The sequence below is a fragment of the Cytobacillus sp. T106 genome (genome assembly GCF_040492155.1).
Taxonomy (GTDB): domain Bacteria; phylum Bacillota; class Bacilli; order Bacillales; family Cytobacillaceae; genus Bacillus_AB; species Bacillus_AB infantis.
Map to the genome: position 1 here is coordinate 169,384 of NZ_JBEUMK010000007.1, position 25,377 is coordinate 194,760.

The following is a 25,377-nucleotide window of genomic DNA, read 5'->3' on the forward strand; positions in this document are numbered from 1 at the left end:
TAAAAAAAACGGGCTAAGCCCGTTTCCGATTACTACTCATGTTTTTTAGCCAGGCATCTGTCGCATTCCAGCAAATAGGCTTCTGCCTGTTCTTCCATATGTTCGCCGCATTCCGGGCATTCCTTCTTCGGAAGGTTCCTGAAAAATTCAACTGGGTTCTTAATCATGATAATTCCTCCTTTTATAATACAACTAATTTATATTGTTTCTGTTATAGTACAGTATACCTTCAGTTGATTTATTTGTGAAGGATAAACTGCAAATTTTTTAGATTTTTCCACCCGATACAAAATTTAGGTAAAAATTCGAGAAGCGAAATATGGCTGTTAAATGCTTGTCATGAACGTAAAGGATTTATTATCTGCCTGTTCTTTTTCTCAGAATATTTCATGCTATGATAGATTCCGTTAGCGAGAAATAGCTATCAGGAGGTAATCAGATGAAAAAACAAATTTTATCATTAGTGGCTGCAGCAGCCGTGGCCGGAGCAGCCGGATCCAATGTACAAGCAGATGAAATTTCCGTAGAAAAGGGAGATACCCTTTGGGGGCTTTCCCAAAAATATGAAGTAACAGTAAATGATATTAAGCAGTGGAATGATTTGTCTTCAGACATGATCAGAGCAGAAACCACTCTTTCTATTTTTCCAGAAAAAAAATACATAATTAAATCCGGGGATACGCTATGGGCTATAAGCAGGAATCATGGCGTTTCCGTCAGTGATTTAATGCACTGGAACAATCTGTCGTCAGACTTGATCTACCCTGAACAGGCCCTTGTCATTCATCCGAAAGGAAGCATAAAGGAAAAACCGGCAGCACCAGCGCCTAAAGGGCAGGAACAGACTGAAAAACAGCAGGCCGTACAAGCTGCTGAAAAGTCTCCTGCTCCTGAAAAAACAGCCCCTGCTGAGTCTAAGCCTGCTGAAAGCGAAGGTACTGTAAGCACCCAGCCTGCTCCTGAAGCCAGTGCACCAGTAGCGCAGGAAGAGGTCGGCAAGGAAATCACCGTTACTGCAACCGCCTATACTGCCAGCTGTGAAGGCTGTTCCGGCGTAACATCTACTGGAATTGATTTAAATGCAAATCCAGATCAGAAAGTCATATCGGTAGATCCCAATGTCATTCCTTTAGGTTCCAAGGTATATGTCGAAGGATATGGCAATGCGATTGCCGGAGATACAGGGGGCAGCATTAAAGGCAATAAAATTGATGTATTTATCCCGACTAAAGAAGAAGCAATCAAGTTTGGCAGACAGACATTGACGGTCAGGATACTTGATTGATATATGTAATGTAAGAAAGAGGCCGGAGACACCATTCGGCCTCTTTCTTTTTTATACTATTGTTCTTTCATCTTCCTCTTTTTGCGTTTGTTTATCTTTAATCACGAAACGCTGCACAGGCTGTGTCAGCTGATAAAAGCGGTCTTCAAGAAAATTGCTGACAGCAGCAAATCGATCATGCATGCCAGAACGCAGATCTTCGTAGTGCCTGCCCAGTTTCTGAAGCAGATCCTCCTGTTTATCCAGACGTTCCATAATGGTCAGATGGGTCATTTCATGCAGATCTCCGAGAGAATCCACTTTATTCTTCAATTCTTCGTGTTCTTCTAAAAGGCCGTCAGGCGGAAGCAGATTATCCATCTTTCGGGAGAGTTCCAGCATCATCGCTTCCTGGATAATTTGCTGGTCATTCCATTTCTCCTGCCGGGCACTTTTCTGCTCCACGCTTTCTGTAAGCTGCAGGTGGTGACTTTCCATCATTTCGAGCCGCTGAAGGATTCTCAAGCCAGCTTCTTCCTGCTTTAGCATACATTCTTTCAGCTGTTTTAAATAAACTTCCTCCAGCCCGGCCAGGTCCTCAGAATGCCGGGCTGCTGCAGCAAGCAAATCGGCCTTAAAAGATTCGATTGACCGTGAGACAGCCTCTCTGAATAGACTGTTTTTGTAGATCACCTGATTCCCGCGGGCAGACACTTCCAAATTCTCAGTAAATATGATGGGCGAATTTCCTGAATTAGCATGGTTGCTGATAGGGCACAGCTCCTTTCTGATTTTAGGTTATCCTATGTAATGATTGCAGAAAAGCTGCAAATAATAGGCAGGTGACCCATTCAGGGAAGAACAGATCGGGAGGCGGATATGGAAATATTTTCATTTGATGAAGGAAGTCAGGCTGACATTGCAGGAACCATCATGATTGCGCCTGAAGAAAGATCTTTTTGGCTGGCATTTTGCACCTTCAATATCCACTGGAGGGGGGAAGTGATTCAAACCAGGGATGATATTCTAATAGGTGAGAGGGAGCAGCTGAAAAGGGAGTACAGCATTTTTCATGATCTTTATCAGCAGCTTTTGATGCAGCTGCCGTGGAAAGATGCATCTGGTCTGAAAATGAATCTAAAGCTTGACGAAGGGCTGCTATACTTGATCTTTACGGAAATGGACACTTTCAGGGAATACTGCTGGGAAGCTGGGGACACAGAAGGGGAAGAACTTTGCAGCTCTTACAGGATACTTCTAAAGTCGCTGATTGAAGAGGATTTAAACAGCAAAAAATAAGCCCCGCCATAATAGGCCGGGCTTTTACTTTATTGAAATAATTTTTCGTCAATGACCTCATGATTATCGTCCATTACGGTCACCTTGCTCGGCTTATTTTCTTTAGCCATTTTTTCAGCTTCTTCCACTGCTGCCGTTCTGCTGCCGAATTGTGCTGCAGGTGCTGCATCTTCCAGCTTGACCAGCCAGAGGTTTTCATCCTTATTTGGTACAACTGCATATTCTTTAATCATATAAAAAACTCCTTTCACTTTCTTAATGGTTTTTTTCCCTTTCCGCACCCTGCTAAACCGGGAATATGATTTCTCTGAAAGGAGATAGTAACATTAAAAAGGGAGTGATTAACTTGCCTGAGGATAAAAAAGAACCGACTATGGCGCCGGGCATTGATGACAGTGACGAACTGAACCAGGATGCTTCCGCACAGGAAAGGCAGAAAGGCGAATATACCAATGTGACTGCATTAGTTCTGGATGAAGCGGATCCAAGCTGATAACACGTGTGTTTATGCTAAAGTATCAAAGGGTATTTGAATGCTACCATGAATAGAAAGGAAGATAATGATGCTGAAATTTATCATAGGGGCACTTTTGGTGCTGTGGCTGCTTGGCTTCATTTTTAAGATTGCTGGAGGGATCATCCACATTCTCCTCGTAATTGCTGCTGTTCTGCTCGTCATCAATCTTATCAAAGGAAGAAGAACCAGCTAGATAAGGCCTCCAGGCGGAGGTCTTTTTTGTTAAACATTTGATTTTGGGCTCATTTCATCACAGCTGAAATGAGCCCAAAATCAACAAGGTACACTAACACAGGATTTTTTGTATTTAAATATTAAATATTTACTCTATTCATAATATTTAAAAATTATTCAGAAATATCTTTTTGTTTCGACTTTCGAACAAAAAAGGGTTGAAAAAAGTATGAAAACTAGTTAAATTATAAATTGTCAGTAAATAACCTATTTTTAAAAAAAGGGTCAACAGAAAAAGGAGAGAGAGAAGAATGAAAAAATTTATGGCATTATTAATGGCTTCCCTTATGACTGCCGGCTTGGCAGCGTGTTCCGATGACACGTCTAAAGAGGCTGACACCGAAAAGGACACTTCAGCCGCCGAGACTGAAACAGCTGAACAGGCTGACAGCAGCAAAGAACAAAAATCTGCGCTCCTCAGCTACCAATCTGAAGTCACCAAGCTAATCCGCAGTACTGAGGCATCTTTTGCAGAAGAAGGCAAAGATCCTGCAGAAGCAGCTTCTGCTTTTGAACCTGGTTTAGACGGAATTGAAATCCCTGAAGAATTGAGCGACTATTCTGCAGATATCGAAGGTGCATCTGACAGCCTCGTTCAATATTTCACAAAAAAAGGCGAACTTCTTAAGGCCGGGTCAGAGGACCTTGCTGAAGCTGAGACATTCAAAGAAGAGTATATTGCGGGCATGACCAAGGTCTTTGAGGGTGTTGATATTTCTACTCCAGCTTTCAAAGGCATGTTCCAATAATCAGAATGAAATTCTAGCAGCATCAGAAAGGCCGGTCCACTCTTGTGGCCGGCCTTTCGGTTTGTTCAGTTATGGAACATCATGACCCATGGAGCTATGAAGGATTTCAAACCACTGATGGTTGTCCAGCTTCAGTTTCATGCTATTAACTGCTTTTTCAATTCTTTGCTTTTTGCCTGATCCAATGATCGGCATAATCCGTGCCGGATGGTTCAGAAGCCATGCATAGAGAACCTCATCAATGTCACCCGCTTCTATTTCCCCTGCTATATTTTTCAGGGCAGCCTGAAGCCTTTTTGCCCTTTCATCCTGAGCGGAAAAGATCCTTCCTCCCGCGAGAGGGGACCAGGCCATAGGAGCAATTCTTTTTTCCAGGCAATGATTAAGTGTCCCATCTTCGAAATTTTCAAGATGGTAAGCAGAAAGCTCAATCTGATTTGTGACCAGCTGAAACGGCAGATAAGATTGAAGCATATTAAATTGGTGGTTTTTAAAGTTGGAAACGCCAAAGTTTCTGACCTTTCCCGCTTTCTTCAGTTCAATGAAAGCCTGTGCGGTCTGTTCAGGATCCATGAAAGGATCAGGACGATGGATAAGCAGTGCATCCAGATAGTCTGTCCCTAAATTCTTTAAAGAATAATTGACCGACTCTATAATATGCTCACGGCTGGTATTATAGTGGTGTGATTTATGCTGCGGCCTGTTGGGTGATTGGAGGACGATTCCGCACTTAGTGACAATCTCCATCTTTTCCCTTAATTCAGGTTTCAGAGCAAGCGCTTTCCCAAACAGATCCTCACAGGTGTAGCCACCATAAATATCGGCATGGTCAAAGGTTGTGATGCCCATCTCCAGGCAGTATTCTATAAGCGAAAGTGTTTCCTGGTCTGACTGTTTCCAGTCAGCAAGCCTCCAAAGACCATGGATGATCCGTGAAAAAGATAAATCCTCATTCAGTTTTATTCTTTCCATTTTATACAGCTCCTCATGAGTAAAGTTAATAAATATGTATCCGAAAAGCCTTAAACGGCCTGACGGTCTTGTCCATCCAGGGAGGCTCTTGCCAAAAGGGTCTTCCTGTAGGAAAAGTTCTCTTCATCCAGAATCAGTATGCGGGATGAATAGGTTATATGCTCCAAGTAATTCTTCTTAAGGCCTTCGTAAAAAAGCATAAAGTCTTTAGTATCGCTTCGAATTTCTTCATCAAAGATGCCGGAGCTGCTGCCTGCGACATTTTTATACCTTTTGCAAATTCTTTTCGCTTTTTTGACAAGCTGCTGCGCTTCCTTCATTTTGTAGATCCATTGCAGACTGGAAAAAAACTCTTCCATATCCTTGGCGAACTGGCTTTTCACCTCTACATTTATCTGATCCACTGTGAGTGTTCTCCCCGGCAGTATAAATCTTTCAGCCATGATTTTTTCAGTGAGCTGGGGATTGCGCTCAAATGCAAAAAATATCCGCAGTGTGTTATAAGAATCAAACATCGGGTTATGCGTTTCTCCGACGAAATCCAGCCCATACAGTGCCAGGGCGTTTTCAACAGAGGGTGTATTATTAGCCGCACGGTTTGAAAACACTTCCTGGAAATCGACATATCTGGAATTGATTTTTTCAATTGTGGCAGACGGGATCCCATGTCTGGCTGCATCAGCATTCAGTCGGGACAGATCGCTTTTGGACCATGAATAGAACCTGGTTTTCTTCACTCCATTAACCCAGTAAAGAAAAGTGGAAAATACATCAGCAAATCTGTCTGCATCCCTGAGATCTTTATCTTCAATGCCGGTCAGCCTTTTGCAGAACATACTGAGCGGCTTATGATTTTCCGGCTTTATATACTCATCGAAAAATGAAAGCTTCTCTGTAATCAGATCATATTTTACTGCACCAAGCCTGATTGCCTCCATATCTTCAAACAGCATCCCTTTGTTCGAACAGAGCATCTCAAAGTCAAAAAAAACATATTGCGTCAGTTCAGCCATTTTACACCCTCCTTTCCTAACAGTTCATTATAGTTGAATTCACGGTTTTAGGAAAGGAAATATTTTTCCATATATACAAACGAATTCTTACTTGGCGCTGTGTGTTAAGCGCCGCTGCTGATTAAGGGCTCACTTAGCCACACATTCAGGACACCTGAACGGCATATGGAGCAACAGTTCACAGAAATGCCGGATCAGCACATAACACTTACAGAGTATTATTGAACCTTACGCTGTAAAGAACCTTATTTATGACGAATGTTCTTTGCAGAAACGGGTATTAACATTGTAACAAAACCAATTGCAGAGGAGTGGAGCCGGTGAAAAAGATATACACCCTGGCAGCCGCTGCAGCCATAGCACTTTCAGGCTGCGGTGCCGAGGATGACCAAGAAACCGTTTCAGATGAGCAGAATACGACAGAAGGGTATAACGAACAGACAAATACGGAAGGAGAGGAGGAAAAGTTAAGCGCAGGAGAACTGGATGACCGCATCACAGAAGGAATGGATTATGGGACCTATTCAGCAGAGGTTCAGTCATGGGCTGAAAAAGGCCAGCTGGAATTTAAAGAATCGGTCAAGCTTGATGGCGGCGAGGAAGGGACGCTGGCTGACATCCATCAGCTTGCAGACGGATTCCTTGCAGTATCACATGATGGGCAGCAGGTAACGGAAGTACTCGTTTTCACAACCATCGAAGAAGCAAAGGAAACCCTGAAGGGTGAAACAACCCCCGGCACATCTTCGTGATAAATTAAGCAAAAATAACTTAATTAACGAAAGGACGGATCGTTCATGATAACTGTTAATGCAGAGCTGCGCTTTGAAGGAAAGATAGATAGAGATGATATGAGGACAAAGCTGGAAGGATACTTGCAGGGGACTGAGTTCGAGATTCTTTCTATAGATGAGAAAGATCACAGCCAGACACCTTTGGCAGATGAAAACAACAAAGAATATAAACATCATAAGCTTCCTTCCCAGCCTGAAGGCGCTGCACCGGATGTTAACACTTCCGGGGCGGGCGGAATGGTTTCACCGGATACGGATGACTACAGCAAAAATTAGGGATAGATCAACACAGGGCGCCGAAAGCCCTGTGTTTTTCTTATGAAAAGAGACCTGGATGTTATCTTATATTCTATTATTCATTGGAGATCCATATGATGGTATAAAAACCTATTTGAGGTGCTGAAATGGGAATTCATGTTGTATCATACGGTGACACCATATGGCAGATTGCCAATGAATATTCTGTTTCCCCAGCCGACATCTTACTTCTTAATGGATTGAAGGACGCCAATGAAATAGTGCCCGGGCTGGCGCTGTATATCCCTCTGGACACTCTGCCTGTCCGCTCTCATATAATAAGGGAGGGAGACACCGTTTATCGGCTTTCTCTTTTTTATCAGACACAAATTGATTCTATTCTTAAAGCAAATCCCGGCTTGAATCCATATAATCTTAGGCAAGGACAGAACATATTCATTCCTTCACCACTTAAATACGGCATTCAGACGCTTGGTTTTATATTGCCTTACAATACTGAGGCTCTTTTCCCCATACTGGAAGGAATTTCGCCCCTCCTTACCTATCTTGCCATCACTGCCTATTCATTCCGGGCAGAGGGAACTGCCTACAGGCTCCTTGATGACACATCTGTTATCAATAAAAGCAAAGAGCTGGGCATCCTCCCGCTGCTCATGATCCGCAACTATCAGAATGGCGACTTTGATCCGGAACTGGCCGGAAGCGTGCTGGGAAATAGAAGGTATACAGCCAATCTGGTCAGCAGTATTGCCAGTCTGGCTAAAGAGAAGGGTTACAGCGGCGTCAGCATTGATTTTGAATTCATACCTCCGCCGCAAAGGAACAGCTTTTCCCGATTTCTTGCTGAGCTGAAGCTTGCCCTTGGAAATCTGATTCTTCATGTCAATGTCCATGCAAAAACAGAGGATATTCCTTCAAACAGGATCATTGGCGCCTATGATTATGAGGCAATCGGTGCTGCTGCAGATATTGTTGCCGTCATGACAATCGATTACGGTTATCCCGGCGGGCCGCCTGAGCCTGTTTCACCGCTGCCATGGATGGAGGATGTAGTCAAGTACGCCATTACCCAGATTCCTCCGCGTAAGCTGCAGATTGCCCTGCCCTTATACGGGTATGACAAATTCGGACCGGACAACAAAACTGTCTCTCTGTCAGTTCTCCAGGCACAGAACCGGGCAATAGAAAAAGGCGCTAATATCCAGTATGACAGCAACAGGGCAGCACCATTCTTTACTTATTACGATGAGGGGCAGCTCCATACCGTCTGGTTTGATGATATCCGCAGCTATATGCAGAAATACCTTCTTATGGACCGTTATCAGCTACTGGGCACCACTTTCTGGCAAATCAGCCTCCGTGCCCCGCAAAGCTGGCTCGCCCTTTATAACAGCTATCATGTCGTGCGGCAGGAATAGGAGGTTTATTATTTTTTCTGCTGTAAATAATTCCATTCATAATAGATCGGTCATGCAGTGCAAAATAAGACCGTTACATTATTATGAAAAGGGGTTAACAGAATGAGCAAAATGAAATTCAGCTTTTTGCCAGCAGTTTTTGCAGTGATGCTGGTGTCTGCCTGCGCCTCTAATAATGCTGCAGATGACAGGCAAGGCGGCCTCAACACACTGAATGCCGGGAATGGCAGACAGGGCCAGACCAACTTTTTAAATGACCGCAGCAGCCAGCAGTCAAAAGGAATGATGGAAAGCCTTCAGGAAATCAACAATGGATTTATTACGATTGATCCGAATGCTTACAGCACTGGCATGCCAAGCGAAGAATTCCCGCATGGTGAACAGCAGGATAATGGCATGTTCCGTTTTTATACGGGTGAAGAAAGAGGGCAGCAAGGACAGGAAGGACAGCAGGCAGCTCCAGGACAGAATCAAGCAGAACAGGGAGCAGGCATGGAGCCTGGCACTCAGTATGGGGCAGGCCAGGGAACAGCGCCTGGCGGCCAGGGTGACCAGGGGCAGAATGGCGCTGAGGAACAGGGACAGCAAAAGGCAGGAGACACTGACCAAAGCATCAGCGATATGGAATCCAAAGTCATCGAGCTGACTAATGCAGAAAGAACGAAGAACGGCCTTGCTGCATTGAAATCTGACAGCTCTCTGAGCGGGGTTGCCCAGGAAAAATCAGATGATATGCAGGCCAAGAATTACTTTTCCCATACTAGTCCAACTTATGGCTCCCCATTTGATATGATGCGGGACTTTGGAGTGGAGTATTCAACAGCAGGTGAGAATATTGCCATGGGACAAAGATCTGCAGAGGAAGTCGTCGATGCCTGGATGAAAAGTGAGGGGCACCGCAAGAATATCCTCAGCAGCAAATTCACCCATATAGGAGTAGGGCATACAGGCGAAGGTAATTACTGGACACAAATGTTCATTGGAAAATAGAAGGAGAAAAGAAGTGCTTTTCATGGGCACTTCTTTTATTTGCCTGAAAATTTCGTATTGCGAAACTTTCAGATACCGGATAAAATAGACAAAAACTGCACTGGAGTAAAGGAATGAACAGAAAAGTAATATTATATGTAAAAGCTTTTTCAGATTTTGGCACCTTTATGGATACAATTGTCCTCAACGTCCTCATTTATGCTGCTACAGGGAGCACAGGATGGATGGCTGCCGCTATGGCATTCAGGACAGCCGGCGGTGTGTTTTCAAGCATTTTTTCCGGCATACTGGCAGACCGGTTCGACAGAAGAAAGATCATGATCATCAGCGACCTGGCAAGGGGCATTCTGATTTTGTCCCTGATTTCTTTTCCATCACCCTATATGATCATACTCGTATCCTTTGCTATTGGGTTCTCCAACAGCAGCTTTATGGTCAGCTTTAATGCGGAAATCCCCCAGATCTTTGGCGAAAATAAGGTGCTTGAGACAAATGCTCTTATTTCCAAACTCACTTCCGCCAGCCTGGTCGCCGGATTTTTGGCCGCTGGCATCCTGACAGATATTATAGGCTACCATATTACACTGATTATCGATTCAGCTACCTACTTCCTGTCTGCTGCTGTGTTGATGATGCTTAAATGGGAATCGGCACCTGGCAGGAAAGCGGGTGTTCAATCGACGCTTCAAGGGAAGCTGTCTTCAATTTTCTCTGATATAAAAGAGGTCTATGCCTATTTAAAGCTGGCTCCGATGCTTATGCTCGTCAACCTTGTCTTCCTCGCAGGATCTTTTGCCGGAAGCTCCCATAACCTTGGGATTCCGATTTTGGCAGAGGCCCTTAATCCTGACAGACAAAGCTTTTATTATGGGTTGATTTGGAGTACATGGGGAATCGGGTCTATTCTGTCTGCATTCCTCCTGCCGAGGCTCCGGTGGGCAAGGGGCAGCAGAATTTATCTTGCGTGCTTCATTTCTGCCATCCTGATGTCATCAGGGTTTATCATCTTTTTATCAAGCAGCTATATCCCTGCAATATTACTGGTTGCTTTTCTAACCGGTATTTTTGACGCAGCTTTTACGACCCTGCATGCAACCATCCTCCAAAAATCGGCCAATCATATAAGGGGCAGGATATTTGGAGTAGGCATGCTCCTGAAGTCGCTCGGTTTCGCATGCGGATTTATTCTGGCTCCAGCTGTCCTTGACAGTACCAGCCTGCCGGTGCTTGCAGCATCCTTCCATGGCATCCTGATCGTAATGACGCTATTGATCATGGTACGTACATACATATTTGCCAGGACAAAAAATCAGCAGGAAGCGGGGAGTGCTTAACCAGATTGGATTTTTGGCTATAGCCGTGTTATATTATCTTTCATTAATATGGCCGGCGCTTCTTCCAAAGAAGAAGCAAATGGTGATTGTTGAGTAAAGGAAGAAATATGATGAGCAGCACAAAAAGATATATAGCAGAATGGCAAAAGGCCCTTCAATCAGAAATACAGCATATGAAAAATTATGGAAGCAGTAAATATCCCCTTCACAATGGCATTCTGATATCAAGCCATGAAGGGTTTGTTTATTTTTTTGAGACAGAATCTGCACTGCATGTGCCTATCGGATCACAGGTGAAAATCAGCTGGGGGCATAAAAAAGCTGAAGGAAGGATCCTGTCTTCTGAAGGCCGGAATATCATTGTCTCTGCGGACCAGTATTTGGGTGAGGAACTGCAATATGCATCCCTGCACCATGATCCCTGGGAGCTGATCGATCAGCTCATACAGCGGCTTGATGATATAAAAAAAAGCAAAACGAAGAGGCTGCGGATCAAAAAACTGATGGATCCCTCCATGCCGGCAGCCCATCCGGGAGGAAAGGCCAAATCCCCTGTCCATGAACTTATTTTGAGATCCAAATATAACCCGGTTACATTTGTATGGGGTCCCCCGGGGACTGGGAAAACATATTCGCTTGCCCGGACAGCAGCTAATAAATATTTCAAAAAACTGAAGGTGCTTGTTCTATCACACAGCAACCAGGCGGTTGATGTACTGATGGCCGAAATTGCCTCTTTTTCGTCCCGCAAATCCGAAACCAAAGACGGGGATATTCTCAGGTATGGAACGAGAAGCAGCAGTGAAGCACATGCAGGGGGGCTGTTTCATTCCGACAGGCTCATTGAAAAGCACCACCCGGATCTGGCAGATAAAAAATCTCAGCTGATGGAAGAAAAAAGGCTGTTAAAATCTGATTTGGGGCGCTCTTTCAGTAAAAGGGATTCTGAAAAGCTGGTTGAAATTGAAACTAAGCTCGCAGCCGTTCTGGAGAAGATCCGCAAAAAGGAAATTGAATATGTTAAGGATGCAGGCATCATTGGAACCACTCTTGCCAGGGCAGCAGGCGATCCGGCGATTTATGAAAGCCAATTTGATCTTGTCATTGTGGATGAAGCGAGCATGGCTTATGTACCGCAGGCTGCCTTTGCTGCCTCTCTGGGTAAAAGGATCATCATTTGCGGAGACTTCAAACAGCTTCCGCCTATAGCCGCCTCCAGGAGCGAACTGGCAGTCAAATGGCTGAAAGAGGATATTTTCCACCATTCAGGTGCAGCTTCTGCGGTTGGGAATGGCCAGATGCATCCCCATTTGTTTTTGCTGAAAGAACAAAGGAGGATGCATCCGGATATTTCTGCTTTTACCAATAAACATGTTTACCATTCCCTTGTGACTGATTTTGAAGGCACAGCCGAGCTGCGGGCAGGTATTTCCAAATTAAATCCGTTCAAAAACATGGCATCTATTATGGTTGACAGCTCTGAGATGGGAAAGTACGGAATTAAAGATAATAACAGCGGATCCAGAAGCAACCTTCTTCATCTTGCGCTTTCATTCCAGCTGATCCACGAGGCATATCTGGATGGGGCCAGGTCAATAGGTTATGCTACACCTTACAGGGTTCAAGCTTCATTGATGGAACAGTTCATGGAAGAGGTATACAGCTCTGAAGCTGCTGCTGCAGACATTATTGCGGCAACCGTCCATCGTTTCCAGGGGAGCGAAAGAGATATAATGGTCTTTGACACCGTTGACAGCTTTCCTTTTGAAAAAGCTGGGATGCTTATGACTGGAAAAGACAGTGAAAGGCTGATCAATGTAGCCGTAACAAGGACAAGGGGAAAATTCATACAGGTAGGGGATTTCCGTTTTATCAAAGAAAAAGTATATACAGGAAAAACATGGCGGAAACTGGCAGAACACCAGCTTAAGATGGATCAGGCTGTTACTCCCTCCAGTATCGGAAGATGGATCAGGAACCAGCACCAGGCTCTGCAATGGATTCACAGCAGGAAAACCGGCAAAGTTGAAAATGATTTATTACAGGCCAAATCAGCCATCATCATTTCGCTGCCAGCCACCCATGCATTGGACGAAGAATGGACAAAAATAGTGAACGGAATGACTGGAAAGGCCAGTGTCACGCTGATTTCAGACAAAAGGCATGAGACGTTAAAGCATGCCGCTTTCGTTCAAAAAGATGTACCGTTTCCTTTCATCAGCATTGACAGCAGCATCTTATGGCTGGGAATGCCTTTTTGCAGACATGAAGGCATCAGGCCTCCATATATTGCTGTCAGATTTCTATCGGAAAACATTGCCGGCTACGTTGAATCGCAATTTCTGTGAAAAAGCCTGGTACATGCAAGCCAACTAAACATAAAAAGACCCCCTGAAACAGGGGGTCTTGCGTATTGAGGCGGCAGGCTGCACGCCACATCGTGCATTTCCAATAAAGGAGCGCCCGCCGGCTTATTCAATTAGCTCATCGCTCAATAAATATATCACCAATCATCCGCTGATGCAAGATTAAATTTTTCCACAGGGTCTATTATACAAACATATAGGTTTCATAAAAACAGAAAAAGAAGTAAAATTATCTCGAAGTAAAGATTTTTTCTTGAAAAGGAAGTGCATTTGATGAATTTGCTAGCATTGAAAGGCATCCACCATGTTTCTGCCATCACAGCAAACGCAAAAAAGAACTATGAATTCTACACTGACACTTTAGGCATGAGGCTCGTAAAGAAGACGGTGAACCAGGATGATACTTCTGTTTACCATTTGTTTTATGCAGATGAAAGGGGAAACCCGGGAACTGACTTAACCTTTTTTGAAATACAGAATGCAGGGCACACCTACCCCGGAACCAACAGCATCAGCCTCACTTCCCTAAGAGTTCCGAGTGACCGCTCACTTGAGTATTGGCAGGACCGGTTTAAGGAACACGGGGTCGAATATACGGCCATTACTTCTGACAGCGGTAGAAACATGCTTTTTTTCACTGACTTTGAAGATCAAAGACTTGCACTTATTTCTGATGAAGCGAACACCGGGGAAGAAGGAGGGCGCCCTTGGGAGCAAAGCCCTGTTCCCGCAGAGCATGGAATCATAGGTCTTGGACCCGTATTCCTGACTGTCGCCGAACTGAGCCGGACAGAAGATACCCTTGTCAGCCTTTTAGGTTTCCGAAAGAAAGATTCTTATTCCGCATCTGCGCTTGGCGGCCATACAGCACATGTGTATGAAACAGGAAAGGGAGGATCAGGGACCGAGGTACACATCATTGTTCGGGATGACTTGCCAAAGGAAAGGCCAGGCCGCGGAAGCGTGCACCATGTAGCTTTCCGTGTTGAAAACCAGGAAGAGCTGAATAAATGGGTTGCCCTCCTGAAAGAAAAAAGAATCCCCAGCTCTGGATTTGTAGAGCGCTATTATTTTAAATCACTATACTTCAGGGAGCCGAATGGCATTCTGTTCGAGCTGGCGACTGACGGACCAGGGTTCGAAAGTGATGAGCCATTTGAAGAGCTGGGGCAGAATCTTGCACTGCCGCCTTATTTTGAAGACCGGAGAGAAGAGATAGAAGCTAAATTGAAGCCTCTTGATACAGGAAGATAGGCGGAATCCGCCTGTTTTGTGCTCTCTTTAATCATTTGGGCACGCAATCGACAGTCTTCGTAATTTCTTTAAGTTTTGGTGCGGCTCAATCAGCTTCTGACAAACAAGAAACCCGGCAGTATTTTATACTGAAATAATTATCTCCTTTTCTTTCCTGCTATGTTAAGATGAAGTTAACAAATTTAGGGAGATAACTGATGGATTCTATTGTTTTGGATCATTTGTCGGTTGCTGTCATGGCAATTGACGAAAATTTTACTATTAAAGTAGCCAATAAAAGATGCAAGGAAATATTGGGAATAGATCCTGAAGAAGCGCTTGGGCAGAATATCGACGAATTTTTTGGCCATCCGCCTGAATTTACCAGGACCGTTCAGCACACCCTTGAACAGGGAAAGAACTTCCGATACGATGTGTTCCCATATACTTGGGGTAAATACGAATTGACATTGAGCCAGCGTTCCACCTTGCTCAAGGACGATAATAACCAGATAAAAGGTGCTATGGTTGAATTTGAAGACATCACAGAGCGGCACAAGATGGAGGAGCAATATAAAAACTTCATCGAGGAAAGCACAGTAAACATCATTCTTGTAGATGATAAGATTGGAATGCTTTCTCTCCATGCGCTGCCATATGATGTGTCACCGGCCAAAATGGCAGACCTTACTGCTAAAGCCATGCAATCAGCAAGCCAAAAGCAGATCAGGGCCCTGGTTCTCGATATGTCTAAACTGTTTACTATTAAATTGCTTGCCAATGCTGCAGGGTTTGTAAAGCTTATGCAGGGGTTCAGGATGATTGGCATTGAAGTTGTATTCGCAGGCATACGGCCGGATATTGCAGTTCAGTCAGTACAGGCCGGAATCAGGCTGGAAGGAATCGAAACATTTTCTCAGCTTGATTCAGCCATCAGGCACTTAAAAGAAAAGTATTAGCAGAAGGAAGGAAAATTTCATTTTCCTTCCTTTTTTCTGTATAAGTTGGTTAAAATAGAGTATTGAATATGATTTTTTAAGGAGAAAGTTAAAATGGAAAGACTCAAACAGGTCTGGGAATATATCAAACGCTTTTGGAAGAGAAAGCATATCACACAGATCCTGCTGCTTGCCGCCCTGACGGCCCTGCTGCTCGCCATTTTGTTTTTTGCCTACCTTGCAGCCACGGCCAATGTCCAATCCTTGAAGGATGGCCTGAAGCAGTCGACCGTCCTTTATGATAAAGACGGAGATGAGGCCGGAAAGCTTGCCGCCAACAGGACCGGGGGAGCAAAAATAGAAGAGTTGCCTGACCATATGAAGGAAGCTGTCGTCAGTATTGAGGACGAGCGTTTTTACAAGCATAATGGCTTTGATATAAAAGGGATTGCAAGGGCCTTTTTCAGTAATTTGTTTGCAGGGAGGATCACTGGCGGCGGCAGCACCATCACACAGCAGCTCGCCAAAAATGCATTGCTGTCGCCGGAACAAACATACAGAAGAAAAGCTGAGGAGATTTTCCTGGCGGTCGAAATAGAAAAGAATTACAAAAAAGAAGATATCCTGCTGATGTACCTGAACCAGGTTTATTTTGGCAGCGGGGCATGGGGCATTGACAGGGCCGCAAGAACATATTTCAATAAACCGATAAGCGGAGTCACCATCAGCGAAGCAGCGCTGCTTGCGGGACTGCTGCAGTCTCCATCAGCATTAGATCCTTACCAGCATTATGACAGGAGTATAAGCAGGCGTGACACGGTGCTTGGAAAAATGCAGGAACTTGGATACATCTCAAAGGATGAATATGAAAAGGCTATCGCGGAGAAAATTGTCCTGGAAGATGGAAGTTCAAACACAGAAGCAAGAAAGTATCCCTATTATGTAGATGCAGTCCTTGATGAGGCAACAAGCAAGTATGGCCTTACTCAGGAGGAGATATTTACAAGAGGCTATACCATTTATACAGAATTGGATCAAAATATACAATCCGGCCTTGAAAAGGTATATGACAGAGATTCCCTTTTCCCTGCAGGCAGAGGAGGACAGCTGGTGCAGAGCGGCTCAGTCCTATTAGATCCGTCGACCGGCGGTGTCCGTGCCATTGTTGGAGGCCGGGGTGAGCATGTATTCAGAGGCTTTAACAGAGGGACACATATAAAGGCTCAGCCAGGGTCCACCTTAAAACCGCTCTCAGTATATACACCTGCTATAGAAGAAGGCTATGATGCTTCATCTATCCTGAAGGATGAGCCGATGACATTCGGGAATTATAAGCCGGAAAATTTCTCGCGGACGTATGCCGGCGAGGTGCCGATGTATAAAGCAGTTGAAGAATCGCTTAACATTCCTGCTGTCTGGCTGCTCAATGAAATCGGGATTGATAAAGGCATGGATTCTTTAAAGCGCTTTGGAATCCCGACTGAGAAGGAAGACAGAGCGCTTGGCATCGCTCTTGGCGGAATGAGAAAAGGAATTTCGCCGCTGCAGCTCGCACAAGCATATGCCGCTTTTCCTAACGAAGGAAAAAGGCATGATGCCCACTTTATTACCAAGATAGTCGGACCGACAGGGAATGTTATTGCTGAAAGAAAGAAAAAAACGGTCAAAGTCACTTCCAAGGCAGCGGCAAGGGAGATGACATCCATGCTCCTTAATGTTGTCGAAAGCGGAACCGGCCAAAGGACCAGGATTCCGGAAGTACAGATAGCGGGAAAAACCGGCTCCACACAGCTGCCTTACAATGATATCGACGGCACGAAGGATCAATGGTTTGTAGGCTATACACCTTCATTGGTAGGTGCTGTATGGCTAGGCTATGATAAAACAGACAGGGAGCATTATTTATCAACAAGCAGCTCTGAAACTGTAGTGCCTATTTTCAAAAGCATCATGGAGCAGGTGCTGCCTTATACAGAACAGAAAGATTTTGGAACAGAGTCAGTTAATGATCAGCTCGCAGAAGAAGCTGAACCTGATATCGATCTTCAGGAGCGGGCTGAGGAATTCAGCAAGCGATTGAAGGAAGATTTGCCGGAATGGAAAGAAAAATGGCAGGATGCACGGGAGCTGCTCGATAAAACAGAAGAAAAACTAAATGAGATTTGGGACAAAATTGGAAGTTAGCTGTGTTCTATCACTAATATAATCAATATGTTGATCTAAAAGGAAAACATCATCGAATGTTTTCCTTTTTCTGTTCGGCAAATTTTTATATCACATCATCTTATTCGACAATCTCCGAAACTCTTGCGCAGCAGGGGGTATATCAAACTGCTAGCAAATGAGTAGCTATTTGATATCTGTATGTTATCCTATAAATAGGAGGTGCTATCATTGCAGAATGAACAAAGAACACAATTAAATGTCCGGCTGCAGAAAGAAACGCTGCAGAAGCTGGATGAAATTGTAGAATATTATCAGGAAAACACTAAGATTGGCCGAATATACAAAGCAGACGTGCTTGCTGATATTATTGAAAAATCATATGAAGTGATGAAGAAACAGAAATCCATAAATGCCCGAAAATTTTAAAAGACAACTAAATGTTTTGAACTGCTTGAATCTGGAAAAAATAATTAGAACTTCTTCTGGGAGTCCCTTTGCCGATCTCAGGCAAGTACCTCATAGAAATAATTAAAAGGAATGGTTTTATTGAGAGATGTCACTTTAGAACAGATTTTCAAACACAGAATCGCCCAAAAGTATTTGACACGATCCGGGGTGGCCCATGCAGTTGCGGTTTCCAATCACAGTTTTAAGCTTGCGGCTGAAAGAGGCGCTGATCCTGACATGGCTGCTAAAGCAGGGCTCCTTCATGATATGGGGCATTACACTTGGTATAAAAATGGAAAGTGGGATTATGATCTCTACAAAAAGAATGATATACATGCGATAAAAGGTGCAGAAAGGGCACATAAACTTTTGATCAGGCTGGGTGAAAATCCTGTTAAAGCAAAAGAAATAGCTCTTGCTATTCTTTTTCATACAGATTCCTTTCTTCCTGGGGGGGAAGTCATCCGCACGCCTCTTCAAACAATTGTAAAATTGGCCGACGAATTTGATGAAGAACCTGGCGGCGCCCACCATTACAGAAAAGTTGATGAAGAAAGGGCCCTTGAAAGCCTTAGAAGGCTTGATAAGAAGATCGATAATCTTCTGGAAGCTGAATAAAGGAATCCGCTGATGAAGCAGATTCCTTTTTTTATTTATTTGAAGGCTTCTATTCTCAACTTTTTGTCTAAAAATCATTCCTTTATAGGTCTTTATGCCTACTACTTTATCCATGAATAGATTGTGAGCCTTCGCAGATTCTTTTAAACTAAAATACAAAGGTATGTAAAAATATTCCGATAGGAGAATCGGCATGGAAATCACTTTATTTAAAAAAAGCAGAAACAGGCAAGAGCATTCTTTCAAACTTAATGATAACGGGAATATTGGAATCGATCAGTCTCTTAGTGAAGAGGTATTAAGGCAAATTGATATGATTGGCCTTCAGGACAGTGACCTGAACTATATACTTTCCCTGCAGCCCTATGTGAAAGAAAATCTCCCTGCTATCATAGAACAATTCTATAAGAATTTAGAAAATGAAAAAACACTGACGAAAATTATCAACGATAACAGTTCAGTTGAGAGGCTGAAAAATACTTTGAGCGCCCACATTTATGAGATGTTCAGCGGAAAAATAGATACAGAATTCATTCAGCAGCGTTTTGTCATTGCTCATGTCCATGTAAAAATCGGACTGCAGCCAAAATGGTATATGTGTGCCTTTCAGGATCTTTATTTGTCCTTATGCAGCATGATCATAGATACAATCTCAGAGAAGGGCCCGTGCACCGGGGCGATGCTGGCTGTTTCAAAGATCATCAGCCTTGAGCAGCAGATAGTGCTTGAAGCTTATGAACAGGAAATAAGCCGCATCAGGAAAGAGTCTGAAAGCTATAAAGAGCAGCTGAAGCATCAGGTTACAGAAGCAGCTGGAGAGCTGGCGGCCATCAGCGAACAGACAAGCGCCGCGATCCAGAAGGCAGCCGAAAGAACAGAGGATATTAGGGCTGATACAAAGTCTGGCTCCGATATAGCTGTTGTTGCAGAGGAGAAATCGGAAGAAGGAATGAATAGGCTTATCGGTCTTGGCAGGACTTTAGTTCAGGCCGAGGGCAAAATTGCCAGCATCAGCCAGAACATGGAACAGCTGATTGACAGTTCGAAACAAATCGAGCAGATTGCTGCGATTGTCACTTCTATTGCCGATCAGACGAACCTTCTGGCTCTCAATGCAGCAATAGAAGCTGCCAGGGCAGGTGAACATGGAAAAGGTTTTGCGGTAGTGGCTGATGAGGTGAGAAAGCTGGCGGAGAATACAAAAAATGCTGTTTCAGAAGTTTCAGGATTAATCGGTGAAATGGAAACCCGTTCAGGCATCATGGCTCAATCCATCGAAGAGGCTGGCGTAAATATCAATTCCAGCTCTGTTCAGTCCAAGGCAGTTAATGAATACTTCTCTCTTATCCTTGAGTCAATGCGGCAGGTAAAAGAAAAGAATCTGGCCATCGTGAAGGAAATGGAGGATTTGAATTTAGTATTTATTGACATAGGAGAAGCTTCAGGCCAGGTTGCTGCATCATCTGATATGCTTTCCGGACTGACTTTGACTTTATAGGAAAGAAAAATGGCGGCCGCAAAAGCAGCCGCCAGCCCTTTCCGTCCGTACAGTGGTTAAGTGTCCCGCAACAAGCGAATGTCCGGAAAGGGCTCTTTAAGCTTAACATATGCATTATGGAAAATCAAAAGGGGAAAAAAAGCCAAGTTATTTTATTTCCTCCGCAAAAAATGATATGATAATCAATGATTTTTAAATCTTGGCGATGCTGTTAATCAAAGCTGGTTCCCCGGAACATCAGCCGGTACTGAACCCAGTCAGGATACAGCTGGCCATCAACCCAAGGAGAAGATTTCAATGGCGAAAAAAGGATACATACAAATGAAAGACGGCGAGAAGATCGAGTTTGAATTATACCCTAATGAGGCTCCGGGCACAGTTGCTAACTTTGAAAAGCTTGCAAACGAAGGCTTCTATAACGGCTTGAACTTCCACCGCGTGATTCCTGGATTCGTGAGCCAAGGCGGCTGCCCGAATGGAACTGGGACTGGCGGACCTGGCTACACAATCAATTGTGAAACAGAAGGCAACCCTCATAAGCATGAATCAGGGTCTCTATCAATGGCACATGCAGGCAAAAATACAGGCGGAAGCCAGTTCTTTATTGTACATGACCCTCAGCCTCACCTGAACGGAGTCCATACTGTTTTTGGTAAAGTAACATCTGGCCTTGAAGCTGCTAAAGCGATGAAAAACGGCGATGTTATGGAAAAAGTTGAAGTATACGACGCCTAATCAGTAAAAAAGAGCCTCTGGCTCTTTTTTACTTTCACAAAGCTTTTCTTCAGGCTGGAATATGACCAGGCCGATTTTGTTCAAAGAAAGGAGCAGGTATGCTAAAACCAATAAAAGACCATCTCAAGCCAGGCTTGGATATCATCTTTGTCGGCTTCAACCCCAGCATCCGGTCAGCTGAGACCGGACATCATTTCGCCAATCCGAATAACCGGTTTTGGAAAATCCTTTATGAAGCGGGCATCACTCCTAAAAAATTTCTCCCTCAAGAAGACAGCCTGCTGCTGGATTTGAATATAGGGCTGACCAATATCGTCCCGAGGCCGACCAAAGCAGCAGACGAAATAACCAGGGAAGAATATAAAGAAGGCAGAGAAAGGCTCATCTCACTCATTACGGAGCTGAAGCCAAAGGCAGTCTGTTTTGTCGGCAAAGGGGTTTACCTGGAGTACAGCGGCAGCAAAAAAGCACCATGGGGACGCCAGGACATTTCTATTGTTCCAGGGGTTATTGAATTTGCAGCTCCTTCTTCCAGCGGACTGGTGCGGATGAAAATGGACGAAGTAATTGATATATATAAAGAATTGCCTGCCATCGTGTATGAACAGGCACCCTCCCGGCATGGAGAGGACAGCTAAAGGAAAATACGGGGGAATATAGAATGAAATTAGTATCTTGGAATGTTAACGGAATCCGGGCCTGCGTCAAAAAAGGCTTCCTGGATTTTTTCATGGAAGAAAATGCAGATATATTCTGCATTCAGGAATCAAAACTTCAGGAGGGACAGATTGAACTCAATCTGGATGGCTATCACCAGTACTGGAACTATGCCGAGAAAAAAGGCTATTCCGGGACCGCCGTTTTTACAAAGGAAAAGCCCCTCTATGTATCCTATGGGATAGCCGGAAGAGAAACAGAACCAGAAGGACGGAGCCTGACTCTTGAGTTTGAAAATTTTTACCTTCTGAATGTGTATACACCTAACTCTAAGAGGGACCTGGCAAGGCTTCCTTACCGGCTGGAATGGGAGGATGAGATTCGGGAATATATCCTTGAGCTTGAACAAAAGAAGCCAGTCATACTCTGCGGGGACCTGAACGTCGCCCATCTTGACATAGACCTTAAAAATGCCAGGTCTAACAGAGGAAACTCCGGATTTACGGATGAAGAGCGCGGAAAAATGACATCTCTTCTGTCAGAAGGATTTGTAGACTCCTTCAGATACCTTTATCCAGAGCAGGAAGGCGCTTATACGTGGTGGTCCTATATGGCCAAGGTCAGGGAGCGGAACATCGGATGGCGCATCGACTATTTTATAGTATCTGATAAACTGAAAGAGCATATACTAGATTCTAAGATTTATTGTGACATCATGGGCAGCGATCACTGCCCGATCATGCTCGAAATGGCCCTTTAGATGATAAAGGGCTTTTTTTCTGTATATAATGGAATCAGCATAAAAATAGGCGCAGTGAAGGAGGCAGGAGAGTCTGCCTGCCTGAACTGCCATGACAGGAAGGTTTTATGAAAAAGACACTTGTTTTGACGGGCGGGGGCTCAGCCGGCCATGTTACCCCCAATATGGCTTTGATTAAAGAACTTGAGGGGGAAAATATAGACATCCATTATATTGGCAGCAGAGAGGGCATTGAAAAAGAGCTTATCAGCGGTCTTTCCATTCCCTATCATTCGATTTCAAGCGGGAAACTAAGGAGGTACGCCGACTTTGAAAATGTAAAGGATATGTTCAAAGTGGCAAAAGGATGTACTGAAGCGCTCTGGATTCTTAAACAGCTCAAGCCAGGCCTCGTTTTTTCCAAAGGGGGTTTTGTATCCGTACCTGTCATCGCGGCAGCAAAGCTCCTCGGAATTCCGATATTCATCCATGAAAGCGATCTAACACCGGGCCTGGCTAACCGGATTTCAAAAAGGTTTGCTTCAAAGATTTATACTTCATTTGAAGAAACTCTGCAGTACCTTCCAAATGGAAAAGCACAGGCAATCGGCTCGCCAATCAGGAGGGAAATCCTTTCTGGCATCAAGGAGAAGGGGCTTGAATTCCTCGGTTTTGACAGAACCAGGCCGGTTCTTGCCATTATGGGTGGCAGCCTAGGGGCAAAGAAGATTAACGAAGCAGTGCGGCAGGAAATTGAACAAATCGGCGGCCAGTTTCAAATCGTGCACCTTTGCGGAAAAGGAAATCTTGATCCTGCATTGGAAGGCCGGCCAGGATACAGGCAATTTGAATTCCTGAACAGTGAACTTTCAGATGTACTTGCCTGTACAGATTTAATGGTAACCAGAGGAGGCTCTAATGCTATTTTTGAATTCCTTGCCCTCCGTATTCCGATGCTTATCATTCCTTTGAGCAGGAAACAAAGCAGGGGCGATCAGATTCTGAATGCAAAAAGCTTTGAGGAAAGAGGCTATTCATTGACCTTGCAGGAAGAAGACCTGACAGCCGCATCTTTAGCCGGGTATATTGCCCTTTTAAGTAAACACAGGGAAAGCATACTGAAACAGATGGAAGAATCAAGGATGAAGGATGCTTTATCCGTCATGGCTGGTAACATTAGGGACAAATTGCAGCAGAATTAGGCCTTCTGGGTCTTTGTTCGCTTTTTTGTTCGGTTCTAAAAAAGAAAATCAAGCCTATCTCCTTATCTGAATATTCCTTCGATTTTGGTATAATGGAGATACATCTTGTTTCTGCATCCTGAATTACTCTGAAGGAGGGAAAATAATGAAAGAATGTGTACGTGTGATCCCGTATCAGGTAATTGAACAATCAGAGGCGGTATCAGGCATTCCGGAAGGCATCGGATTGATACAGGCGCCAAAAATCTGGGAAGAAACAAGGGGAGAAGGCATTACAATCGCTGTACTCGATACAGGCTGCGACATCAGCCACCCTGATTTAAAGAATCAAATCATCGGCGGCAGGAATTTTACTGGCGATGATTCCGGAAATCCGGATATTTATAAAGACTATAACGGCCATGGCACCCATGTTGCGGGGACCATTGCAGCAGAAGGCAAAGAGCCCGGCATATCGGGCGTTGCGCCAGGTTCAAAGCTGCTCATTGTCAAAGTGCTTGATAGAAACGGCTCCGGCCAGTATGACTGGATTATTGAAGGAATCCGCTACGCTATCGACCAAAAAGCCGATATTATTTCCATGTCGCTCGGCGGCCCGAATGACATGCCTGAGCTTCATGAAGTTATAAAGGAAGCCGTACGGAACAACATCTCTGTTGTATGTGCAGCGGGTAATGAAGGAGACGGAAAAGAATCAACTGATGAGTTCGCCTATCCGGGCTGCTATAACGAAGTGATCAGTGTAGGTGCAATCGATTTGGACAGGAATTCTTCACAATTTACCAATTCACATAATGAAATCGACCTGGTTGCACCAGGGGAAGAAATACAATCAACCTATTTAAATGGGAAGTATGCCACTTTGAGCGGCACCTCCATGGCTGCCCCGCATGTATCCGGTGCGATGGCGCTTATTAAGAATGTGGCCAACAAAAACTTTGACCGGAATCTTTCCGAGGCAGAGCTTTTCGCCCAGCTCATCAGACGGACCGTTCCGCTTGGCAATTCAGCCAAGCTTGAAGGCAATGGCCTTGTTTATCTAACTTTGCTTGAACATCTTTCAGATATTTTCACATCTAAAGTGCTGCCGATGGTCTTAAAATCATGAACAGCCTGGCTGAACAGCTCGCTGCTGAACAGGAGGCGGCACTGGCAAACCTGCAGACTCAAAGTGCGGAGCGGATCTACTATGATGAAGCTGCTGACCTTGAGAAATGCAAAGCCTATTATGCTTCAATCGACTTTGAGGCAGCGGAGGCCAAAGAAGATCTTCAGAAGCTTGTGGAGAAAACCCACAAGACCATTCTGAAATATTCCCCTCATCTCTATTTATATCCCTGGGTGGACCTGCAGGAGAACTTTGCTCTCAAAAGCCTTTATTCAGGCGGCAGCATGGATCCGGCTGAAAGCATTAAACATGATGCGGAGATCTTGCTGGAGCGGAACCGGACTGGAGACACGCGGACAAAGCTGAATTGCGAGCATGTAGTTCCGCAGTCCTGGTTCAGTGAACAGCAGCCGATGAAGGGGGACCTCCATCATTTGTTCGCCTGTGAGCCCGCCTGCAATAGCATGAGGAGCAATTTTCCTTATGAAGACTTCCCCTCTTATAAGCCGGAAGCTTCTGCTTTCGGTATAAGAGGCGGCTGCGGCATGGCTGAAGAAGGGAAGTTTGAGCCGGAATACGGCAAAGGAATTGCAGCCCGGGCATGCTTTTACTTTTTCCTGAGGTATAAGAATTTTAAGCCTGCAGAACACGGAATCAGCTGCAGTCTCCTTCAAAAATGGCATCTTGAATTTCCTGTATCACTTTATGAAAAGCACAGGAATGCCGCAATTGAGGAGCTGCAGGGCAATCGCAATCCATTCATTGATTTTCCGGCACTTGCAGGGAAAATGACTGATTCAAATTAATAAAATTCCGGAGGTACTGTTT

The 25,377-nt window shown here is 44.4% G+C and carries 28 protein-coding genes; 23 read left to right on the forward strand and 5 right to left on the reverse strand.

All coding sequences use genetic code 11. The features are described 5' to 3' along the window. Nucleotides 1-32: 32 nt before the first annotated feature. Nucleotides 33-167, reverse strand: coding sequence for a protein YhfH (yhfH, locus tag ABU165_RS14685; RefSeq protein ID WP_009793830.1), 135 nt, complete (start codon nucleotides 165-167; stop codon nucleotides 33-35). Nucleotides 168-439: 272 nt separating this feature from the next. On the opposite strand from yhfH, the gene ABU165_RS14690 reads away from it, so the two are divergent. Then, nucleotides 440-1,285 (forward strand): LysM peptidoglycan-binding domain-containing protein, encoded by an 846-nt coding sequence (locus ABU165_RS14690; RefSeq protein WP_101547757.1) that lies wholly within the window; start codon nucleotides 440-442, stop codon nucleotides 1,283-1,285. A gap of 51 nt (nucleotides 1,286-1,336) precedes the next feature. Here the strand turns inward: ABU165_RS14690 and ABU165_RS14695 are convergent, their stop codons facing one another. Beyond that, a complete protein-coding gene (locus ABU165_RS14695; RefSeq protein ID WP_318060708.1) occupies nucleotides 1,337-1,957 on the reverse strand; it encodes a hypothetical protein in 621 nt (206 codons plus the stop codon). Nucleotides 1,958-2,143: 186 nt separating this feature from the next. Between ABU165_RS14695 and ABU165_RS14700 the strand changes: the two genes are divergently transcribed. Then, nucleotides 2,144-2,563 carry a hypothetical protein gene (locus ABU165_RS14700; protein ID WP_094769022.1) on the forward strand — a complete coding sequence of 140 codons (420 nt, stop codon included), beginning with the start codon at nucleotides 2,144-2,146 and terminating at the stop codon, nucleotides 2,561-2,563. Between the two features lie 29 nt (nucleotides 2,564-2,592). Here the strand turns inward: ABU165_RS14700 and ABU165_RS14705 are convergent, their stop codons facing one another. Further along, nucleotides 2,593-2,796, reverse strand: a complete 204-nt coding sequence (locus tag ABU165_RS14705) for a DUF2188 domain-containing protein (protein ID WP_022543855.1) — start codon at nucleotides 2,794-2,796, stop codon at nucleotides 2,593-2,595. Nucleotides 2,797-2,909: 113 nt separating this feature from the next. On the opposite strand from ABU165_RS14705, the gene ABU165_RS14710 reads away from it, so the two are divergent. From ABU165_RS14710 to ABU165_RS14720, 3 genes are all read left to right on the forward strand, one after another. Next, nucleotides 2,910-3,056, forward strand: a complete 147-nt coding sequence (locus ABU165_RS14710; RefSeq protein ID WP_022543854.1) for a hypothetical protein — start codon at nucleotides 2,910-2,912, stop codon at nucleotides 3,054-3,056. 70 nt (nucleotides 3,057-3,126) lie between these two features. Then, the gene (locus ABU165_RS14715) at nucleotides 3,127-3,273 is read left to right on the forward strand and encodes a lmo0937 family membrane protein (protein WP_022543853.1); all 147 of its coding nucleotides are present in this window, start codon (nucleotides 3,127-3,129) and stop codon (nucleotides 3,271-3,273) included. 292 nt (nucleotides 3,274-3,565) lie between these two features. Further along, on the forward strand, nucleotides 3,566-4,063 hold the full coding sequence (locus ABU165_RS14720; RefSeq protein WP_009793838.1) for a hypothetical protein: 498 nt from the start codon (nucleotides 3,566-3,568) through the stop codon (nucleotides 4,061-4,063). Between the two features lie 69 nt (nucleotides 4,064-4,132). On the opposite strand, the gene ABU165_RS14725 is transcribed toward ABU165_RS14720, so the two are convergent. Then, the gene (locus ABU165_RS14725) at nucleotides 4,133-5,035 is read right to left on the reverse strand and encodes an aldo/keto reductase (RefSeq protein ID WP_318060709.1); all 903 of its coding nucleotides are present in this window, start codon (nucleotides 5,033-5,035) and stop codon (nucleotides 4,133-4,135) included. A gap of 50 nt (nucleotides 5,036-5,085) precedes the next feature. Next, nucleotides 5,086-6,048, reverse strand: a complete 963-nt coding sequence (locus tag ABU165_RS14730) for a 3'-5' exonuclease (protein WP_009793840.1) — start codon at nucleotides 6,046-6,048, stop codon at nucleotides 5,086-5,088. A gap of 320 nt (nucleotides 6,049-6,368) precedes the next feature. Between ABU165_RS14730 and ABU165_RS14735 the strand changes: the two genes are divergently transcribed. The 18 genes from ABU165_RS14735 to ABU165_RS14820 all read left to right on the forward strand — a co-directional run bounded on the left by ABU165_RS14735 (nucleotide 6,369) and on the right by ABU165_RS14820 (nucleotide 25,355). Further along, nucleotides 6,369-6,800 (forward strand): hypothetical protein, encoded by a 432-nt coding sequence (locus ABU165_RS14735; protein ID WP_318060710.1) that lies wholly within the window; start codon nucleotides 6,369-6,371, stop codon nucleotides 6,798-6,800. A 45-nt stretch (nucleotides 6,801-6,845) separates the two neighbouring features. Continuing rightward, nucleotides 6,846-7,118 carry a hypothetical protein gene (locus tag ABU165_RS14740; protein WP_009793842.1) on the forward strand — a complete coding sequence of 91 codons (273 nt, stop codon included), beginning with the start codon at nucleotides 6,846-6,848 and terminating at the stop codon, nucleotides 7,116-7,118. Between the two features lie 128 nt (nucleotides 7,119-7,246). Then, nucleotides 7,247-8,518 carry a glycosyl hydrolase family 18 protein gene (locus ABU165_RS14745; protein WP_101547755.1) on the forward strand — a complete coding sequence of 424 codons (1,272 nt, stop codon included), beginning with the start codon at nucleotides 7,247-7,249 and terminating at the stop codon, nucleotides 8,516-8,518. 102 nt (nucleotides 8,519-8,620) lie between these two features. Then, nucleotides 8,621-9,508 (forward strand): CAP domain-containing protein, encoded by an 888-nt coding sequence (locus tag ABU165_RS14750; RefSeq protein WP_009793844.1) that lies wholly within the window; start codon nucleotides 8,621-8,623, stop codon nucleotides 9,506-9,508. A 113-nt stretch (nucleotides 9,509-9,621) separates the two neighbouring features. Beyond that, nucleotides 9,622-10,842, forward strand: a complete 1,221-nt coding sequence (locus tag ABU165_RS14755; protein ID WP_318060711.1) for an MFS transporter — start codon at nucleotides 9,622-9,624, stop codon at nucleotides 10,840-10,842. A 110-nt stretch (nucleotides 10,843-10,952) separates the two neighbouring features. After that, complete coding sequence (locus tag ABU165_RS14760) at nucleotides 10,953-13,190, forward strand: AAA domain-containing protein (RefSeq protein WP_332273968.1); 2,238 nt, start codon at nucleotides 10,953-10,955, stop codon at nucleotides 13,188-13,190. A 291-nt stretch (nucleotides 13,191-13,481) separates the two neighbouring features. Continuing rightward, nucleotides 13,482-14,462 (forward strand): ring-cleaving dioxygenase, encoded by a 981-nt coding sequence (locus tag ABU165_RS14765; protein WP_318060713.1) that lies wholly within the window; start codon nucleotides 13,482-13,484, stop codon nucleotides 14,460-14,462. A gap of 197 nt (nucleotides 14,463-14,659) precedes the next feature. After that, nucleotides 14,660-15,400, forward strand: a complete 741-nt coding sequence (locus ABU165_RS14770) for an STAS domain-containing protein (RefSeq protein ID WP_009793849.1) — start codon at nucleotides 14,660-14,662, stop codon at nucleotides 15,398-15,400. A gap of 93 nt (nucleotides 15,401-15,493) precedes the next feature. After that, nucleotides 15,494-17,563, forward strand: coding sequence for a transglycosylase domain-containing protein (locus ABU165_RS14775; protein ID WP_009793850.1), 2,070 nt, complete (start codon nucleotides 15,494-15,496; stop codon nucleotides 17,561-17,563). Nucleotides 17,564-17,773: 210 nt separating this feature from the next. Continuing rightward, complete coding sequence (locus ABU165_RS14780) at nucleotides 17,774-17,971, forward strand: hypothetical protein (protein ID WP_009793851.1); 198 nt, start codon at nucleotides 17,774-17,776, stop codon at nucleotides 17,969-17,971. Nucleotides 17,972-18,091: 120 nt separating this feature from the next. Beyond that, on the forward strand, nucleotides 18,092-18,610 hold the full coding sequence (locus ABU165_RS14785; protein ID WP_022543848.1) for an HD domain-containing protein: 519 nt from the start codon (nucleotides 18,092-18,094) through the stop codon (nucleotides 18,608-18,610). Between the two features lie 193 nt (nucleotides 18,611-18,803). Continuing rightward, a complete protein-coding gene (locus ABU165_RS14790; protein WP_101547751.1) occupies nucleotides 18,804-20,108 on the forward strand; it encodes a globin-coupled sensor protein in 1,305 nt (434 codons plus the stop codon). Nucleotides 20,109-20,405: 297 nt separating this feature from the next. Continuing rightward, nucleotides 20,406-20,843, forward strand: coding sequence for a peptidylprolyl isomerase (locus ABU165_RS14795; RefSeq protein WP_094769030.1), 438 nt, complete (start codon nucleotides 20,406-20,408; stop codon nucleotides 20,841-20,843). Between the two features lie 98 nt (nucleotides 20,844-20,941). Then, nucleotides 20,942-21,481 (forward strand): G/U mismatch-specific DNA glycosylase, encoded by a 540-nt coding sequence (gene mug / locus ABU165_RS14800; protein ID WP_022543847.1) that lies wholly within the window; start codon nucleotides 20,942-20,944, stop codon nucleotides 21,479-21,481. A gap of 23 nt (nucleotides 21,482-21,504) precedes the next feature. Next, nucleotides 21,505-22,260, forward strand: coding sequence for an exodeoxyribonuclease III (locus ABU165_RS14805; RefSeq protein ID WP_009793858.1), 756 nt, complete (start codon nucleotides 21,505-21,507; stop codon nucleotides 22,258-22,260). Nucleotides 22,261-22,367: 107 nt separating this feature from the next. After that, on the forward strand, nucleotides 22,368-23,441 hold the full coding sequence (locus ABU165_RS14810; protein WP_318060714.1) for an undecaprenyldiphospho-muramoylpentapeptide beta-N-acetylglucosaminyltransferase: 1,074 nt from the start codon (nucleotides 22,368-22,370) through the stop codon (nucleotides 23,439-23,441). Nucleotides 23,442-23,586: 145 nt separating this feature from the next. Next, nucleotides 23,587-24,549 (forward strand): S8 family peptidase, encoded by a 963-nt coding sequence (locus tag ABU165_RS14815; RefSeq protein WP_094769033.1) that lies wholly within the window; start codon nucleotides 23,587-23,589, stop codon nucleotides 24,547-24,549. Then, entirely contained in the window at nucleotides 24,546-25,355 is an 810-nt protein-coding gene (locus ABU165_RS14820; RefSeq protein WP_094769034.1) for an endonuclease I family protein, read from the forward strand. The genes ABU165_RS14815 and ABU165_RS14820 overlap by 4 nt, the downstream gene beginning before the upstream one ends. The last annotated feature ends 22 nt before the right edge of the window (nucleotides 25,356-25,377 follow it).

Coding starts and splice junctions, on each gene's coding strand:
- yhfH (WP_009793830.1), bottom strand. CDS start 167: ATGATTAAGAACCCAGTTGAATTTTTCAGGAACCTTCCGAAGAAGGAA.
- ABU165_RS14690 (WP_101547757.1), top strand. CDS start 440: ATGAAAAAACAAATTTTATCATTAGTGGCTGCAGCAGCCGTGGCCGGA.
- ABU165_RS14700 (WP_094769022.1), top strand. CDS start 2,144: ATGGAAATATTTTCATTTGATGAAGGAAGTCAGGCTGACATTGCAGGA.
- ABU165_RS14705 (WP_022543855.1), bottom strand. CDS start 2,796: ATGATTAAAGAATATGCAGTTGTACCAAATAAGGATGAAAACCTCTGG.
- ABU165_RS14715 (WP_022543853.1), top strand. CDS start 3,127: ATGCTGAAATTTATCATAGGGGCACTTTTGGTGCTGTGGCTGCTTGGC.
- ABU165_RS14720 (WP_009793838.1), top strand. CDS start 3,566: ATGAAAAAATTTATGGCATTATTAATGGCTTCCCTTATGACTGCCGGC.
- ABU165_RS14725 (WP_318060709.1), bottom strand. CDS start 5,035: ATGGAAAGAATAAAACTGAATGAGGATTTATCTTTTTCACGGATCATC.
- ABU165_RS14730 (WP_009793840.1), bottom strand. CDS start 6,048: ATGGCTGAACTGACGCAATATGTTTTTTTTGACTTTGAGATGCTCTGT.
- ABU165_RS14740 (WP_009793842.1), top strand. CDS start 6,846: ATGATAACTGTTAATGCAGAGCTGCGCTTTGAAGGAAAGATAGATAGA.
- ABU165_RS14745 (WP_101547755.1), top strand. CDS start 7,247: ATGGGAATTCATGTTGTATCATACGGTGACACCATATGGCAGATTGCC.
- ABU165_RS14750 (WP_009793844.1), top strand. CDS start 8,621: ATGAGCAAAATGAAATTCAGCTTTTTGCCAGCAGTTTTTGCAGTGATG.
- ABU165_RS14755 (WP_318060711.1), top strand. CDS start 9,622: ATGAACAGAAAAGTAATATTATATGTAAAAGCTTTTTCAGATTTTGGC.
- ABU165_RS14760 (WP_332273968.1), top strand. CDS start 10,953: ATGAGCAGCACAAAAAGATATATAGCAGAATGGCAAAAGGCCCTTCAA.
- ABU165_RS14765 (WP_318060713.1), top strand. CDS start 13,482: ATGAATTTGCTAGCATTGAAAGGCATCCACCATGTTTCTGCCATCACA.
- ABU165_RS14770 (WP_009793849.1), top strand. CDS start 14,660: ATGGATTCTATTGTTTTGGATCATTTGTCGGTTGCTGTCATGGCAATT.
- ABU165_RS14775 (WP_009793850.1), top strand. CDS start 15,494: ATGGAAAGACTCAAACAGGTCTGGGAATATATCAAACGCTTTTGGAAG.
- ABU165_RS14790 (WP_101547751.1), top strand. CDS start 18,804: ATGGAAATCACTTTATTTAAAAAAAGCAGAAACAGGCAAGAGCATTCT.
- ABU165_RS14795 (WP_094769030.1), top strand. CDS start 20,406: ATGGCGAAAAAAGGATACATACAAATGAAAGACGGCGAGAAGATCGAG.
- mug (WP_022543847.1), top strand. CDS start 20,942: ATGCTAAAACCAATAAAAGACCATCTCAAGCCAGGCTTGGATATCATC.
- ABU165_RS14805 (WP_009793858.1), top strand. CDS start 21,505: ATGAAATTAGTATCTTGGAATGTTAACGGAATCCGGGCCTGCGTCAAA.
- ABU165_RS14810 (WP_318060714.1), top strand. CDS start 22,368: ATGAAAAAGACACTTGTTTTGACGGGCGGGGGCTCAGCCGGCCATGTT.
- ABU165_RS14815 (WP_094769033.1), top strand. CDS start 23,587: ATGAAAGAATGTGTACGTGTGATCCCGTATCAGGTAATTGAACAATCA.
- ABU165_RS14820 (WP_094769034.1), top strand. CDS start 24,546: ATGAACAGCCTGGCTGAACAGCTCGCTGCTGAACAGGAGGCGGCACTG.